The sequence below is a fragment of the Paraburkholderia fungorum genome (assembly GCF_046026025.1).
GTDB classification, from domain to species: domain Bacteria; phylum Pseudomonadota; class Gammaproteobacteria; order Burkholderiales; family Burkholderiaceae; genus Paraburkholderia; species Paraburkholderia fungorum_E.
Map to the genome: position 1 here is coordinate 1 of NZ_JAQQFL010000034.1, position 16,569 is coordinate 16,569.

Here is a 16,569-nt window from a genome sequence, read left to right on the forward strand (position 1 = left end):
ATGCTCCGTCACGACCGCGGGCGGAATCGCGGACGCTCGCGCCGCTGCCGACGATGCCGAAGCTGACGGCGGCGTGGACGACGTGCTCACGGCTGCACTCCAGGTGATGCGGTGGATGGCCCCGTGGTGACCGGGTTGGTCTGCACTGCGGGGTTCACCTGTACTGCGCCACCGTTCATGACCGGATTCGTCTGCCCAGCGGGATTTGCCTGCACAGCGCCACCGTTCATGAGCGGAGCGGGAGCGGCACCCTGCGGCGCGATCTGCTGACGGCGCATCTGGTCGAGATTGAACAGATTCATCGCCGGCGAGCCGCCTTGGCTCGGGCCGAGCGGCATCGGCGGAACGACCGGATCGTCCTTATCCTTCATCAGGTTGTTGTCCGACTTATACGCGCCCGTCACGCCCTGCACATAGTCGTAACGGTTCGCCGTCACGGCCTGCGCGGTATCGCGATCGGTGATGATCACGGGGCGCAGGAATACCATCAGGTTGGTCTTCTGGCGGGTCTTCTGTTCCGAGCGGAACAACTGGCCAAGCCACGGAATATCGCCCAGCAGCGGCACCTTGCTGTTGCTGACCTGATAGTTGTCCTGCATCAAGCCACCCAGCACAATGATCTCGCCGTTATCGGCAAGCACCGTCGACTGGATCGAACGCTTGGTGAATTGCGGGCCAGCCGGGTTGGTCGTCGCGTTGGTCGTGCCGTTCACGATCGCCGAGTCTTCCGTGTAGAGCTGCAGCTTGAGAATCCCACCGTCGGTGATCTGCGGTTTGATGTGCAGCGTCAGGCCCACGTCGACGCGGTCGTAAGTGTTGAACGCCGAACCCGGGCTCGTGCCGCTCGTGAGATTCGAATACGAACCCGTCTGGATCGGTACGTTCGTGCCGACCACGATCTTCGCTTCCTCGTTGTCGAGCGTAATGAGGTTAGGCGTGGACAGCACGTTCGCGTCGGCGGTCTGCGACAGCGCCTGCAACAGCGCGCCGAGTCCCTGCACACCGAAAATGTTGTGCACCCAGCCGACGTTGAGCCCCTGCTGGAGACCGGAGCCACTTGCGAGCGCCGCACCGAGACCGCCGGTGGTGGCCGCTGCCGCGGCGGCGGCCGACAGATTGATAATGCTATTGCCGGTGCCGGTCGCCAGATTGGTGCCCGCAAAAACCGAACTGTTCGCGACTTGCCACTGAATGCCGAGGTTGGCGTTGGTGGTCGAGTTCAGTTCGACGATCAGCGCCTCGATATAGACCTGCGCGCGCCGCGAGTCGAGCTGGTCGATCACCGCCCGCAGATTGCGGTACACCGGTTCGGGTGCCGTGATAATCAGCGAGTTGGTCGCCGCGTCCGCCTGGATCATGCCGCCCGGCTGATTGTCGTCGCCCTTGTCCTTGTCACTGCCAAGCAGCCCGCCGGAACCGCTATTCGAGCCGTATCCTCCGCCGCTGCCGCCCATCGGCGACGATCCGGAGCTGCTATTGAGTCCGCCCGACGGCAGCGGCGGCGTACCCGAGCTGCCCGTCGAATTGCTGCTGCCCAGCCCGCCACCGCCGTTCTGGTTGAACGAATTCGCTTCGTTCGAGCCGCCTGACGAGCCTGTGTCGCCGCTGCCTTTGCCAAGCATCCCGCGCAAGGTTTTTGCGAGCTTCGTCGCGTCCGCGTTACGCAGCGCCACGACGTGCATGTTGCCGGGCATGGTGGTCGGCGAGTCGAGTTCCTTCGCCAGTTGCTTCGCGGCCGCGAGCCGGCCCGCATTCGACGCGCGAATCAGCAGCGAGTTGGTGCGCGGGTCCGAGGTAATCGACACCTTCAGCGTCGCGTCGGTGCTGCCGATCGCGCCCGGGTCGAGCATCTTGGTCAGTTGCGCGGCGATATCGATCGCGTTGGCGTTCTTGAGCGGCACCACCGACACCGACTGGCCCGCAGCCGTGTCGATACCCGCGATGATCTGCGCAATGCGCCGCACGTTGTCGGCGTAATCGGTCACCACGATCGTGTTGTTGGCCGGGTAGGCCGCCACGGTATTGTTCGGCGAGATCAGCGGACGCAAGACCGGCAGCAGGTTGTTGGCCGATTCGTTTTTCAGCGTGAACACCTGCGTGACCACCTGATCGCCACGCGCGACCGGTGCATTGCCGACGTAGGTCGGCACGCCTTGCAGCTTGGCATCGGCCTCGGGCACCACCTTCAGTACGCCGTGATCCTGCACCAGTGCAAAGCCCTGCATCCGCAAAGCGGATTGCAGGGTCTTCAACGCCTGGTCCTCAGGCACTGCATTTTCCGACACGAGGTTCAACTGACCCTTCACGCGCGGGTCGACGATAATCGTCTTGCCGGTTGCCGCGCCGATCGCCTTGGCCACCTGGTCGATATCGGCGTTCACGAAGTTGAGTGTCACCTGTGCCTGTGCTGTCTGCGCGGTGATCAATCCAGCCACCAGCAGCGCCGTTGCGACGCGACGCAATGCCATACGATTTCTTCTCATGGAATGTGGGATCGAAGCCGACGGCCCAAGCCGTCGACGGTCATGCAGTGCGAACATTTGAGCAGGCCGCCACCCTGTCGGTCTGCCAGCCAGCCTCACGGGGGGTCATTCCCCACGATGCCGGGCCTCCAAAGTCCGAAAAAAATGAACAGTAACAGTTTTTCATGTCGGATTTGTCACAAAACAAACGACCCGGTGTGATTACTCTAAAGACCGTCTCGAACCGTCAAGTAATTGAAAGCAAACGCGCTTGTGTGCGCCGACCCGCAGAAGCCCTTCGTTTTACGCTCGACTATGTCGGTTAGCCAACTTGACGGGTGTCGGTCTGCCGGTATCATACGAGCCGTTCGAGGCCCTGGTTGCGACTTGTCGAGGCGGGTTTTCCCCGATGCCCGACAAAGGCCCGGCCAGCGAGCCTCACCGGCTTCCATCGGCTGAAGTATGGCTGATGCATTGCCTTACCAACTCTTATCCTTGCGAATTGATTAGTCGTATTTATTGACTGATGAAACGAACTCTCGTCACTGTCGCCGCAGGACTTGCCGTGCTGATCGCAGCAGGGTCCGCGCGTGCCGATTGCTTTGACGAGGCCGCAGGATATCAGAAGGTCAACCCCCTGATTCTGCGCGCAATTGCGTGGCAAGAGTCACACAATCGGCCCGATGCGTTGCATAAGAACGCCAACGGCTCAACCGACTACGGCGTGATGCAGATCAATTCAATTCATCTGCCCACGCTCGCCCAATACGGCATCTCGCAAGGCACGCTGATGGAGCCTTGCAAGAACGTCTACATCGCGGCGTGGCATCTGCGCCGTCAGATGAACAAGTACGGCAATACCTGGCAGGCGGTCGGCGCGTATCACTCCGAAACGCCGGCGCTGCGTGACAAGTACGCACAGCAGATCGCCGCCATCCTGCGCAAGTGGAATCTGATGCCGGCTGCACGCTGAGCAGTCCCCGCCGCGCGGCCCGTTCCCGTTTGATGCACAATGCGGCTTCGTGCTGCCGCCGGTGTTCGGCCATCTTCTGGCCCCGGAGTCATGCGACCCCACCCGGCACGCCCTCCAATCCTCTTGTCTTTCCGTACTGCGATGAACCAGCCGCTATTGCCCGTCACCGTGCTCTCCGGTTTTCTGGGCGCTGGCAAGACCACGCTCCTGAACCACATCCTCGCGAATCGCGCCGGTTTGCGCGTCGCCGTGATCGTCAACGATCTGGCCGCCGTCAATATCGATGCAACCCTCGTGCGTGACGCCGCGGCGCTTTCGCATGTCGAAGAGCAGCTCGTCGAGCTGTCGAACGGTTGCATCTGCTGCACATTGCGCGACGACTTGCTGATCGAGATCAAGCGGCTTGCCGGCGAGAAGCGCTTTGATGCGATCCTGATCGAGTCGACCGGCGTCGCCGAGCCGATGCCGATTGCAGAAACGTTCACCTTCGTCGACGACGACGGCGTGTCACTGTCCGACATCGCGCAGCTCGATACGATGGTGACCGTGGTCGACGCGTTCAACTTCCTGCGCGACTACGGTTCCGCCGACGCGCTCGCCGAACGGGGCATCGCCGCGACTGAAGAGGACGATCGCACGCTGGTCGAATTGCTGATCGAGCAGATTGAATTCTGCGACGTGCTGGTGGTGAACAAAGCCGATCTGGTGAGCGCCGACGAACTGACGCGTTTGCAGCGCATCCTCGCGCGTATCAATCCGCGTGCGGCGCAGGTGGTGAGCCGTTTCGGCGAAGTGCCGCTTGCCGAAGTGCTGAATACCGGGCGCTTCGATTTCGACGAGGCCTCGAGCGCACCGGGCTGGCTGGCATCGCTCAATCAGGACAATGAGCACGGACATGATCATGAACACGGCCATGCTCATCACAGTGAAGCGGACGAGTTCGGCATCGGCAATTTCATTTACCGCGCACGGCGGCCGTTTCACCCGGAACGCCTGTGGGCGCTGCTGCATCAGGAGTGGCAGGGCGTCTTGCGCAGCAAAGGCTTCTTCTGGCTCGCAACACGTAACGACATTGCCGGTTCGTTGTCGCAGGCCGGCGGCGCTTGCCGGCATGGCCCGGCGGGCATGTGGTGGGCGGCTCAGGATCGGAGCGAATGGCCGGACGGCGATGACGAGCTGACCGCCGAAATCGCCGCCGACTGGTACGGCGATCCGGACGATCTGAGCATCGGCGACCGTCGTCAGGAACTGGTGATGATCGGCGTCGGCATCGACCCAACTGTGTGGAAAGCGAAGTTCGACGCGTGCCTCGTGACCGACGAGGAATTCGCGGCGGGACCGCAAGCATGGCAGCAATTCGCCGATCCGTTCCCGGCATGGGACTTCGACGAAGACGACCATGATCATGACGGCCATGGGCACGGCGAAATCGTGCATCGTCACGATTGAGCTCGGGTTGAGTTCGGGCCGCCTTTGCGCCTTGCGCTGAGTGTTTAGCCGCGACACCTGTCGCGGCTAAACATAAATCGCAGACGAAAAAAAACCCGCCATTGGCGGGTGTCAACTGCCAGGCAGTAATCTGCTTAGCGTTTGTTGACTGCGTCCTTGAACGCCTTACCAGCCGTGAACTTGACGGTCTTGGCGGCCGGGATCTTGATAGTTTCGCCGGTCTTGGGGTTACGACCCGTACGTGCTGCGCGCTTGCCCGAACCGAAGCTGCCGAAGCCGATCAACTGGACCGCGTCACCCTTCGACACAGACTTCTTGATCACTTCAAGCAACGTGTCCAGCGTCTCACCGGTTTGAGCCTTGCTGGCGCCGGTATGTCCTGCGACGGCGTCGATCAGTTCCTGTTTGTTCATTAAGGTTCCTTTCTGAGTTTAGGTTGACACGAACAGCGCGAACGCGCCGATTATACGTGCGCGGGCCGCGCCGTCGAGCAGCTGCGGCTCCGGATCCCCTCCGGACAATTAGCGTGGGGTAGTTGACTGCCCCGCGGCCGTGCCGCCGCTCCCTTCGCGGCGCTTGCTATCATAGCGCAGCGCAAACCCAATCAGGATAAGGGTTTCGAAGATTTAAGCGGTTCCGGGGCCGATATTGAGGGGAAACCCTTCTTTTTTCTCTTCGCGGACCTCAATCGAAGGCTGAAACCCAGCATGGACGGGGCTTAGCGTTGGTTTTTGCCAACGTTGCCGCGCCTCTTTTTCGCCGCCTGGCGAGCTGCCCGCGCCGGCGGTAACGTTTGACCCGCTCTTTCGAGCGTCATTTTCCACCGCGCATGACCGATCCGCTGATCCCCGCCGTCCTCGCATTCCGCGACAACGGCACGCCCTTTTCGCCGCGCTACGACGACATCTATCACAGCGCCGTCGGCAGCCTCGAACAGGCCGAATACGTATTCCTCCGGGGTAATAAGCTGCCCCAGCGCTGGCAGAACCGGCGCGTCTTCACCGTGCTCGAAACCGGCTTCGGTATGGGCATCAACTTCCTCACGACATGGTCGGCATGGCGAGCCGATCCGGCGCGTTGCGAGCGCCTGCACTTCGTCTCGACCGAGAAGCATCCGTTTACTCAAGCGGATTTGCGCAGCGTCTACGCGGCGACGATTTCAGATCCGGAGATTGCCGCGCTGGCCGAAACGCTCGCCGCTGAATGGCCGATACTCGTTCCCGGCACGCACCGCATCGAATTCGAGAACGGCCGGATCACGCTGACGCTGGTGTTCGCCGACGCCGCGAATAGCTTGCCGGCATTGAGGTTGCGCGCCGACGCGTTCTATCTCGACGGCTTCTCACCGGCCAGAAATCCAGAAATGTGGACGCCCGCGATCTTCAAGGCGCTCGCCCGGTTGGCCGGTGAGGGCGCCACGTTCGCAACCTATACCAGTGCGGGCAACATCAAACGTGCGTTGACGCAAAACGGCTTTGTGTACCAAAAAGTCGACGGCTTCGGCTGGAAGCGCGCGATGCTGGTCGGCCATTTCGCGCCAGCGTGGCGCGTGCGCCGCTATGAACCACCCGCGCCGCTTGAAGTGGATGAACGGCACGCGATCGTGATCGGCGCCGGGCTCGCCGGCTGCGCGGCGATCGAGCGTCTTGCCTCGCGTGGCTGGCGCGTCACCTCGCTGGAGCGGCATGCATCGGTCGCTCAGGACGCCTCGGGCAATCCAGCCGGCGTGTTCCATCCGATGATCTCGCGCGATGACAGCGTCGCGTCGCGCGTGACGCGTGCGGGCTTTCTCTACACGCTCCGACGATGGGCCGCGCTCGAACGGCTGGGCTACGCTCCATTGCGCGGCGCTCCCGGCCTGTTGCAGATCGCCGCGGACGACGACGAAGCACAATCGATGAGCGAAGCCATCGCCGCGTTCGGTTACCCATCTGAATACGTGAAGCCCGTCACGCGGAGCGAAGCACAAGCGCTTGCGGGCACGCCACTCACACGCGGCGGCTGGCTCTTTCCGCAGGGCGGCTGGATCGACCCGGCGTCGCTTTGCGCCGCGCAATGCGCAGCCGCGGGCGGACTGCTCGAACGTCGTTTCGGCGTAGACGTGGCGCGCCTCGAGCGGTCCGGCAATCAATGGACCGTCTTCGACGCGGCAGGGCAAGCCGTCGCACGCGCGCCAGTGGTCATCGTCGCAAGCGCACACGAGGCCGCACGCATCGCCGGTTTGCGACACGCACCGACCCGCAGCATTCGCGGCCAGCTGACTTTGCTGCCGCCGGGCTCCGTACCCCCGCTCGGCATGCCGGTGATGGGCGAAGGCTACGCAGTGCCACTCGCCAACGGCATCACGCTAACCGGCGCCACCTACGAGCTCGATGACCCTGACACCTCGCTACGGGCGGACGGGCACCTGGAGAACCTCGAGCGTGTCGCGCAGATGCTGCCGGCTTTTGACGGCATCGTCGATCCAGCACGCGTGGCAATGCTTGCCGGGCGCGTCGCGTTTCGCTGTGTGACGAGCGACCGGATGCCCATGATCGGCAACCTCGCCGACGAAACGGCATCGGCGCGCGACGCCCAGCGTCTGCGCGGCGCATGGCCGCTCGATTTGCCACGCATCGACGGCTTGTATGGCGCGTTCGCTTATGGGTCGCGTGGTCTGGTATGGGCAACGCTAGGCGCCGAGTTGATCGCCTCCCAGATCGAAGGTGAGCCGTGGCCGCTCGAACGCGACCTGGCCGAAGACATCGATCCTGCTCGCTTCCTCATACGTTCGTTGCGCCATGGCACGGCGGGTTAACCGATTACGCTGATCATCCGTGACGAAAAAAGTTATCCACTGAAACTTGTGGATAACTGCGCAGTTAACCCGAGCAACTCATGTGGAACCGTTGTGGACGTAAACGGGGTAACTTCGCCGCCGCCGAAAATCGCGAAAAGTTACCCTTGTATACCCGCCGCTGCCGCACATGCTGTGCATCCCGTTATGCGAGCGGCAACCCAATGAATCGATTCGGTAAACCGGGGTTATCCACAGAAAACGAGGCACCTTGTTAACTGTTACTACGTATACATACGGTAAACCTGTAAACAGAAGAACCGTCTTGAGATCGAGCGCAATCGTCGAGCTCGAACCTCGGCCAATGCGATAAAACCCCCTGCCGTTGGTGGTCGCAAAAACAGTTCTGCCACGTTGAATCTGTAGCCTAGGAGAGCCTGACTTGCTGTTGAAACGGTCGCATTTTCCTCGGTATGCGAAGTTAACGTACGTTTTTACCGTTTTGACTGCGTGTTCCGGTCTTTTCGGTCAAGTATGAAAAAGCTATGGCACAATCGCCGTTCTTTTCCGCGTTGTGCCTCGCCTCTGGCGGCACTCGCTCCAACGGAACGGTGCGGCTCAATCAGACTCTGATTCAAAGTCAGCGGCGTTCTTTCATCGTGCCGTGCCGGCTGCTACGGCCGCACCCCGGAATGCACCGCGCTCCCAGCGGCTGCGGCGCATTCAGATCATCCGATCATTGAAAACTCGCAACGCGGGTCACGCGAAGCGATCGCAACAGTGAGTGCCTCATGCGCTCAGCCGCCCACCGGTGTTGACGCCGGTTCGTGTCGTCTGCCGTTGCTGCCAAGGAGAACCCATCACAATGAAGTCGGCGTTTTCATTTTTCCCAGCCTGGCCACTCACCCCCGACGCCATTTTTTGGGCTGGTCTTGCCTTGCTCGCCGCGGGTCTGTGCGGTGAGCTCTGCTTTCGCGCATGGCGTTTGCCGCGCATTTCCGGGTATGCGGTCATCGGTCTGATAGCAGGCGCAGCCGGTTTCGGCGTGATCGACGCGCAATCCGCGAGCGCCGCCCGGCCGTTGCTCGATGTGGCGCTCGGTTTGTTGTTGTTCGAACTGGGCAGCCGGCTCGATCTGCGCTGGATCCGCCGCAATCCCTGGCTGATTCTGTCGAGCGTTGCCGAAGCCACGCTGACGTTCGCGCTGGTGTTGCCGGTGTTGCTGTTTCTGAAGGTGCCGCTGATGGTGGCAACGGTGCTCGCCGCGATAGCCATGGCGACTTCGCCGGCCATGGTGATCCAGCTCAAAACCGAGCTGCGTGCGGAAGGCCAGGTGACTCAACGTTTGTTGACTCTGACCGCGCTGAACAGCATGTACGCGGTGGTGATCGAAAAGCTTGTTTCAAGCTGGCTGCATCAGGAGGTTTACGGCAACGTCTACGCCACGATTCTGCAACCGCTTTACCTGCTGGTCGGCTCGCTTGTGCTGGCCTATCTGCTCGCGCGCACCTGCACGTTTTTTTATCGGCGTCTGAACATGCAGGACGAGCACTCGTTCGTCGCGCTGTTCGGCCTCGTGCTGCTGGCGATTGCGATTGCGCATGTGTTCAAGCTTTCCACCATTCTTGCGTTGCTGGCCGCAGGCATCATCGTGAAGAATCTGGAAGCGCGTCCGCAATTGTGGCCGGAACATTTCGGCACCGCCGGTTGGTTGTTGACCGTGATTCTGTTCGTGCTGACGCTGACTTCGTTCGAATGGAAAGACATCGCGCTCGGCGGTGTCGCGGCGCTGGGTCTGATTATTGCGCGGCTGGTGGCGAAACTGGTCGGCGTGATGGCTTTTGCCAAGCCAAGCGGTTTGAACTGGAAGCAGGGCATGGCGCTCGGTTTGTCACTCTCGCCGATGTCGGCGCTCGCGTATCTGCTCGTCGACGACACCTACAACCTTTATCCGAATTTTGATCCGCAACTGCGCGCGATCGTGATGTGTTCGATTTTCGTGTTGCAGATTCTCGGGCCGTGGCTCGTGTATCGCAGCCTGGCGCTGGTGGCCGAACGGCGCGAAGAGTGAACACAGCACGGTCGCTCGACGCATCAGGCACCTGATTTACGCGATTTTTCCGATTTATTCGTTTCAAAAAACGGCCGGACATGTGACACAGCCATGTGACACACCGGCCGACCTGACTCAGGGGACGCCATGTCACTCGAACCCTTCATCGATTCGAAACCGTTCACATTCGGTGTCGAACTCGAAATGCAGATCGTCAATACGCACGACTATGATCTGACCAAAGCCGGCTCGGATCTGATGCGCCTCATCAAGGACGAAAAGATTCCCGGCAACATCACGCCGGAAATCACCGAAAGTATGATCGAGTTGTCGACCGGTATCTGCACGACGCATGAACAGGCCGTCACCGATTTGCGCAAGATCCGCGACACGCTGGTTTCCGCAGCCGATCACCTGAACGTCGGCTTATGCGGCGGCGGCACGCATGCATTCCAGCAATGGAGTGAAAGGCAGATCGTCGATACGCCGCGCTTTCAGTATCTTTCGGAGTTGTACGGCTACCTTGCCAAGCAATTTACGGTGTTCGGTCAGCACGTGCACATCGGCTGTCCGAATCCGAACAGCGCGTTGTATCTGCTGCACTCCATGTCGCGCTTCATTCCGCATTTCATCGCATTGTCCGCTTCGTCGCCGTTCGTACAGGGTGTCGACACCGGTTTTCATTCGGCACGACTGAATTCCGTGTTCGCGTTTCCGTTGTCGGGGCGTGCGCCGTTCGTGTTGACGTGGGACAGCTTCGAGGAATATTTCTCGAAGATGGTCCATACGGGCGTGGTCAACAGCATGAAGGATTTCTACTGGGATATCCGGCCAAAGCCCGGTTTCGGCACGATCGAAGTTCGCGTGATGGATACGCCGTTTTCTGTGGATCGCGCCGCGGCGATTGCCTGCTACATCCAGACCCTTGCGCGGCATCTGCTGCTCGACAAGCCGATTACGCCAAAAGAAGACGATTACCTCGTCTACACGTTCAACCGTTTTGAAGCATGCCGCTTCGGTCTGGAGGGCAACTGTATCAATCCGCAAACGAGCGAGCGCAAGACGATTTCCGAAGATATCCTCGAAACGCTGGATCTGATTGCGCCGCACGCCGAAGCATTGGGTTCCGGCAACGCGCTCGCCGAAATCGGCGCGATCGCGCGCGGTCAGGTCAATGACGCGACGTGGCTGCGCGGCGTCTTCGAGCGGGAAAAATCCTTGCACGAAGCCGTCAGGCAGCAGTGTTTGCAGTGGCGAGCCTAGCCGAAGACAGGATTGCTTACGTTAAACCGTAAGGAAGGCCCGCTTCGTGCGGGTTTTTTTTCGTAAATAAATTTCCAGCTCGCGGGGCTTAAGCTTTTTCTAAAGTTTACGTATACAAACGTAGTAGTAGTTAACAAGCATTGCATCTGCCTGTGGACAACTGAATAATTCCCTGAAAAGTCAAAGTGCTAGGTAAACCATAACTGGGTGGATCCAAGGCGCATCGGGGCCGGTAAACGAGGACAACTTTGGTAAGGGTGGAGGCGGGAGTCGGCTTATCAAGAATCAACACACACGCCGTCCCCTATGTTTTCCCATGGTTATCCACAGCTTATGTTGGATAACTTAGCTGTACGATTGGCCGGTCTCGCATAGAATGTCGTTTCCACTGCCTTTGGCTGGTAAGGCGGTAAATTTTTGAGATAGTAGAAACCGTCTCGCCTGCTTATGGGCGAGGCTACCCCACACAGGCTACGGGCTTGTTCGGCAGCGGTTTGCCGGCATTGCACGCAAGCTTAAATAAACCAAACGAAGATTATGAGCGAAGGCGTATACGGAGAACAGGCAACCGGGCGAGTGACCCACAGCCTATTGCGATTGAGCACGGCCATGCGGAGCCAGGCTTGGGAATGGGCGGAGGGCGCAGGCCTTACGCCGACCCAGGGCGAAATCCTGGTCTTGCTGATGCAGCGCAAAGGCCCGATGCGTCTTGGCGAAATTGCCCGCGAAACGGCGTTGACCGCCGCGACCACCAGCGATGCCGTGAGCACGCTTGAGACCAAAGGCCTGGTCGAAAAGCGCCGTGCCCTCGACGACGGCCGCGCCCTCGCGGTCCGTTTGACGGCGCGTGGCCGCACCGCCGCGAAGCGCGCTGCACAATGGCCGGACTTCCTGGCCAAAGCAGTCGGCACCCTGCGCGACGAAGAGCAGACGCTGTTCTATCGCACGCTGCTCAAGACCATCCATCAGCTGGAAGCGCAAGGCACGATTCCGTCGCACCGCATGTGCCTGACCTGCACGCATTTCGAACCCAGCAAGACGCCGAAGAAGACGCCGCATCATTGCGCGCTGCTCAATCTGAAGATGTCTGACACGGACGTGCGTCTCGATTGCTCGGTGTACGAAGCGGCTGACGTTGCCACCCAAAAGAAGACCTGGAAGATCTTCGCCCAATAAGGCGACGTCTTTCAGGACATTCCGCTACACTGCCAAGCCGTGCTCCGGCAGGCGGCGATTGCCGTCTGCCGGCCGGTTCGCGCCGCGTAGCGGCAAGTCTTTAGTCAACCTGAAGGTGGGGCAGGCTGATGAATCGCGAAGTTCTGGCTATTCGCCATGTGCACTTCGAGGATCTGGGCAGTCTTGAGCTTGAGCTCGGCGAGCGTGGTCGGCCGGTGCGCTATCTCGACGTAGGCTTTGCCCGTATCGAAGCGCCGAACCCCGTTGCCGCGTCCCTCATGGTGGTACTGGGCGGCCCGATCAGCGCAACCGACGACGCGCTCTATCCGACGCTCGTGCCCTTGCTTTCCATGATCGAAAAGCGCATTGCCGCCGGCCTGCCGACGCTCGGCATCTGCCTCGGCGCGCAACTGATCGCGCGTGCGCTCGGTGCACGCGTCTTCCCCGCCGGCCATACCGAACTCGGCTGGACACCGCTTACGCTCACCGATGCCGGCCGTGCATCGCCCGTGCGGCATCTGGATGGCGCGCTCACGTCGATGCTGCATTGGCACGGCGACACCTTCGATCTGCCCGATAACGCCACACGTCTTGCTTCGACACCCGCCTGCGAAAATCAGGCATTCGCCTGGGGTGGCCACGTGCTGGGTCTGCAATGTCATCCCGAGATTCGCGCAGACCGGTTCGAGCCCTGGCTGATCGGCAACGCCGGTGAGATTGCCGGTCACGGTATCGATGCACGCCGCTTGCGGGCCGAGACTGCACAATTCGGTCCGGTGCTGGAAATCGCCGCGCGCCGGATGTTTGGCGAGTGGCTCGATCAGGTGGAACCGAAACCCTGATCGGCGCACGCCTGCAGACAATCACCCGCGGTGCTATGCTCGTCCGCTCTTGGGGTTTTTACAGGGCGTAATCCATGAGCGCGCTTTTTTCTCCGCTCACGCTGCGTAGCGTGACGCTTCCCAACCGTATCGTCGTCTCCCCGATGTGCCAGTATTCCGCCGAACGTGGCGAGGCTACGGCGTGGCACATGATCCATCTCGGCAGTCTTGCGTTGTCCGGTGCCGGCATGTTGTGCATCGAAGCGACTTCCGTCGAGCCGGATGGGCGCATCACGCCAGGCGATCTCGGACTGTGGGACGACGTCACCGAAGCCGCACTGAAGCCCATCCTGGCCGCTATCCGCAAGCATTCGAATGTTCGCGTTGCGATGCAGCTGTCGCATGCGGGGCGCAAGGCGTCGAGTCAGGTGCCCTGGGAAGGCGGTCAACTGATTCCGGTGTCGCAAGGCGGCTGGCTTCCGCATGCGCCGTCGGCATTGCCGCACAAAGCAGGTGAAGAGCCGCCGCTTGCGCTGGACACCTCGGCCTTGAACCGGATTCGCGAAGCGTTCGCGGCTTCCGCGCGGCGTGCCGCGCGCCTCGGCATCGATGCCCTGGAGGTTCACGCGGCGCACGGCTATCTGCTACATCAGTTCCTGTCGCCGATCGCCAATCAACGCAGCGATGACTACGGCGGCTCGCTCGAAAACCGTATGCGCTTTCCGCTCGAAATCTTCGACACCGTGCGCGCCGCGTTTCCCGCGGATAAACCGGTCGGCGTGCGGGTCTCGGCAACCGACTGGGTCGAAGGCGGCTGGACGCTCGAGGAGACGATCGTGTTCGCGCAGGAGCTGAAAAAACGCGGCTGCGACTGGATCGATGTGTCGTCCGGTGGCGTCTCACCGTTGCAGAAGATTCCGCTCGAGCCGGGCTATCAGATTCCTTTTGCACGGGCCGTCAAGCAGGCAACTGGCCTCACGACCATCGGCGTCGGCCTGATTACCGATCCGCTGCACGCCGAACAACTCATCGAAGAAGGTGACGCCGATCTGATCGCGCTGGCGCGCGCGTTGCTCTACAACCCGCGTTGGCCTTGGCATGCCGCAGCTCAACTCGGCGCGACGGTCGAAGCGCCGCCGCAGTACTGGCGTTCGCAACCGCGCGAACAAAAGGCACTGTTCGGCGAGATTTCGTTCGGACAACGGTGAACTTCCCCACGCGCCTTGCGCGCGCACGTCTTTTTGACGGTTGAAGGAAGCCGTCTTGAGCGTGTAGGATGCCGGATGTGGCGCATGAGCGTCGCAGGTCGACGCGGCGCTCGCAAGGCGCCGCGTTTGCTATCCGCGTCAGAAAAAGCAGCGCGTCAGACGCGGGCATTTCTGGCGACTGCCGGATCTTCACCCCCAGTTCTTCACAAGGATTCATTCAATGAGTTCACGCAGGATCGCCGTGCGCCGTTCGGGTGTGCACGGCAAAGGCGTGTTTGCCACCGAGCCGATTGCGGCGGGTGAACGGCTGATCGAATACAAGGGTGAGCGGATCTCCTGGAAAGAGGCGTTGCGCCGTCATCCGCATAACCCGGCCGAACCGAATCACACGTTCTACTTCGCGCTCGATAACGGCAAGGTGATCGACGGCAAAGTGGATGGCAACAGCGCGCGCTGGATCAACCATTCATGCGCGCCGAATTGCGAAGCCGAAGAGATCGACGGTCATGTGTACGTGCACGCGCTGCGCGACATCGCCGAAGGTGAGGAAGTCTTTTACGACTACGGCCTCGTCATCGATGCACGCCAGACCAAGAAGCTGAAGAAGGAATACGAATGCCGCTGCGGCGCGCGCAAGTGCCGCGGCACGATGCTGGCACGGCCGGAGAAGGAGAAGGGCGCGTCGTCCAAGTCCGACAAGACGGCGAAAACGTCCGGGAAAAAGGCGAAGAAGAAATGAAGCGGGTCGCCTGAGTTGAGCACCGGGTTAAACGCGGTGAACTCGAGGCGGCCCGTAGCAGTAGGTTGACCTACTGCAGAATCAGATGTCGATCGGCGCCGAGTGCGCCGATTTTTTTGCCGGACGCCGTGTCTCGGTATCGACGTCGTGATGAACGCTGGTCGGATTAAGCGGAATACGCACGATGAAGCGCGCTCCGCCTTCCGGCGCATCTTCGTAATGCACGCTGCCGTGATGCAGCACCATGATGTCGTGAACGATCGCGAGACCGAGACCGGCGCCGCTATCCACACCGGCCTCGCTTTGACCGTCGCCGCGGAAGAATCGTTTGAACAGATCCGCTTGCTGCGTGTACGGCACGCCCGGCCCGTTGTCTTCAACGATGATCTCGGCCATGCGCAGATCGTCGATCACGGTTTGCGACACGGTCACGGTGATGCGGCCACCATCGAAGCGTGAAGGCGGCACGTACTTGAGCGCGTTATCCAGCAGATTGGCGATCACTTCGTGCAGTAACACCGGATTGCCGCGCACCATCAGCGGATGATCGTTGGCCGGATCGTCCAGGCGCTGGAAGCCGAGGTCGACGTGGAAGGTCAGCGCGCGCGGCACCCACTCCGCGCCCGTGTCGAATGCGAGGGCGGCCATATCCACGTTGACGAAACGCGCGGCCTGCTCGCCAGGCTCGGCGCGCGCAAGCGAAAGCAGCTGGTTAGACAGCCGCACGGCGCGGTCGGCCGCCGCGCGCAGTTCACGGACCGCAGCAAGCGTCTGCTGCGGGTCTCGCGCGACCGCGGCCTGTTCAGCATGCAGCTTGACTGCGGTGAGCGGCGTGCGTAGCTGATGCGCGGCGTCGGCGATAAATTTGCGCTGGCCGTCGAGAGCGGTTTTGAGGCGGTCGAGCAGAGCGTTCAGTGCGCCGGTGAGCGGGCGGATTTCAACCGGCACGTAGGTTTCGTCCACGGGTTCGAGCGACGTGTGGGTCTGGCGATTCAGCGAGTCCGCGAGATCGGTGAGCGGATTGAGCTGTTGATTGACCACGCGCCACACGATCGCCCAGCCTGCCAGCAGCAGCAACAGCAGGGGCATCATGATCGCGACCAGAAACTCGGCGGCGATGCGAAAACGGTGATGCACCGGTTGACCCACTTCGACGACGATCGGATTTCCGGTGGGCTGGTCGACCCGTACCTGTGCCACGCGCACCGTCACGCCCTCGTGTTGGGTCTCGAAGACGTACGCATAGTGCATACGCCGCACACTGGTGCCCTGCAACGGTAGATTGTGGTCGCCGGCGATCTCGGTTTCGCCGTTGCTGATCCGATAGACGAGATGTTCGACCGGATCCGAGAACATGGCCTGCGCAAGCGGCGGCACCGCCACCTTGGCGTTGGGGCCGGCAATCTGGATCTGTTTGGAGATCGCGGTGGCGAGGTCGGCAAGCGACCGGTCGACCACATGCTGCGTGTACTGCCAGGCAAGCCAGTAAGCGATCAGGCCGCTCATCAGGGCGAGCAGCGAAAGGGGGGCAGCGAGGCGCCGCAGCAGCGTGCGGCGCAGACTATTGGCGGCCGGCTGGGGCATGATCGAACGCGCAGGAAAGAGGCAACGGCGAAACGCACCGTGGCGCCGTGAAAACTCGCCGGATG

The 16,569-nt window shown here is 61.2% G+C and carries 12 protein-coding genes; 9 read left to right on the forward strand and 3 right to left on the reverse strand.

What is annotated here, in order from left to right; genetic code table 11:
* Nucleotides 1–86: 86 nt before the first annotated feature.
* Entirely contained in the window at nucleotides 87–2,468 is a 2,382-nt protein-coding gene (gspD, locus tag PQR67_RS29635) for a type II secretion system secretin GspD (protein ID WP_408466386.1), read from the reverse strand.
* 520 nt (nucleotides 2,469–2,988) lie between these two features.
* Here gspD and PQR67_RS29640 point away from each other — a divergent pair.
* The gene (locus PQR67_RS29640) at nucleotides 2,989–3,435 is read left to right on the forward strand and encodes a lytic transglycosylase domain-containing protein (RefSeq protein WP_408466387.1); all 447 of its coding nucleotides are present in this window, start codon (nucleotides 2,989–2,991) and stop codon (nucleotides 3,433–3,435) included.
* A 141-nt stretch (nucleotides 3,436–3,576) separates the two neighbouring features.
* Entirely contained in the window at nucleotides 3,577–4,884 is a 1,308-nt protein-coding gene (locus PQR67_RS29645) for a GTP-binding protein (protein ID WP_408466388.1), read from the forward strand.
* Between the two features lie 134 nt (nucleotides 4,885–5,018).
* On the opposite strand, the gene PQR67_RS29650 is transcribed toward PQR67_RS29645, so the two are convergent.
* A complete protein-coding gene (locus PQR67_RS29650; RefSeq protein WP_408200396.1) occupies nucleotides 5,019–5,297 on the reverse strand; it encodes an HU family DNA-binding protein in 279 nt (92 codons plus the stop codon).
* Nucleotides 5,298–5,713: 416 nt separating this feature from the next.
* On the opposite strand from PQR67_RS29650, the gene mnmC reads away from it, so the two are divergent.
* From mnmC to PQR67_RS29685, 7 genes are all read left to right on the forward strand, one after another.
* Nucleotides 5,714–7,681 carry a bifunctional tRNA (5-methylaminomethyl-2-thiouridine)(34)-methyltransferase MnmC2/FAD-dependent 5-carboxymethylaminomethyl-2-thiouridine(34) oxidoreductase MnmC1 gene (gene mnmC / locus PQR67_RS29655; protein WP_408466450.1) on the forward strand — a complete coding sequence of 656 codons (1,968 nt, stop codon included), beginning with the start codon at nucleotides 5,714–5,716 and terminating at the stop codon, nucleotides 7,679–7,681.
* Nucleotides 7,682–8,525: 844 nt separating this feature from the next.
* Nucleotides 8,526–9,731 (forward strand): cation:proton antiporter, encoded by a 1,206-nt coding sequence (locus tag PQR67_RS29660; protein ID WP_408466389.1) that lies wholly within the window; start codon nucleotides 8,526–8,528, stop codon nucleotides 9,729–9,731.
* Nucleotides 9,732–9,860: 129 nt separating this feature from the next.
* Nucleotides 9,861–10,976 carry a YbdK family carboxylate-amine ligase gene (locus tag PQR67_RS29665; RefSeq protein ID WP_408466390.1) on the forward strand — a complete coding sequence of 372 codons (1,116 nt, stop codon included), beginning with the start codon at nucleotides 9,861–9,863 and terminating at the stop codon, nucleotides 10,974–10,976.
* A gap of 537 nt (nucleotides 10,977–11,513) precedes the next feature.
* Nucleotides 11,514–12,152, forward strand: a complete 639-nt coding sequence (locus tag PQR67_RS29670) for a MarR family winged helix-turn-helix transcriptional regulator (RefSeq protein ID WP_408466391.1) — start codon at nucleotides 11,514–11,516, stop codon at nucleotides 12,150–12,152.
* A 128-nt stretch (nucleotides 12,153–12,280) separates the two neighbouring features.
* A complete protein-coding gene (locus PQR67_RS29675) occupies nucleotides 12,281–12,994 on the forward strand; it encodes a glutamine amidotransferase (RefSeq protein WP_408466392.1) in 714 nt (237 codons plus the stop codon).
* A gap of 74 nt (nucleotides 12,995–13,068) precedes the next feature.
* Nucleotides 13,069–14,181, forward strand: a complete 1,113-nt coding sequence (locus PQR67_RS29680; RefSeq protein ID WP_408466393.1) for an NADH:flavin oxidoreductase/NADH oxidase — start codon at nucleotides 13,069–13,071, stop codon at nucleotides 14,179–14,181.
* 220 nt (nucleotides 14,182–14,401) lie between these two features.
* The gene (locus PQR67_RS29685) at nucleotides 14,402–14,920 is read left to right on the forward strand and encodes an SET domain-containing protein (protein WP_408466394.1); all 519 of its coding nucleotides are present in this window, start codon (nucleotides 14,402–14,404) and stop codon (nucleotides 14,918–14,920) included.
* A gap of 81 nt (nucleotides 14,921–15,001) precedes the next feature.
* Here the strand turns inward: PQR67_RS29685 and PQR67_RS29690 are convergent, their stop codons facing one another.
* A complete protein-coding gene (locus tag PQR67_RS29690) occupies nucleotides 15,002–16,504 on the reverse strand; it encodes a sensor histidine kinase (RefSeq protein WP_408466395.1) in 1,503 nt (500 codons plus the stop codon).
* Nucleotides 16,505–16,569: the final 65 nt, after the last annotated feature.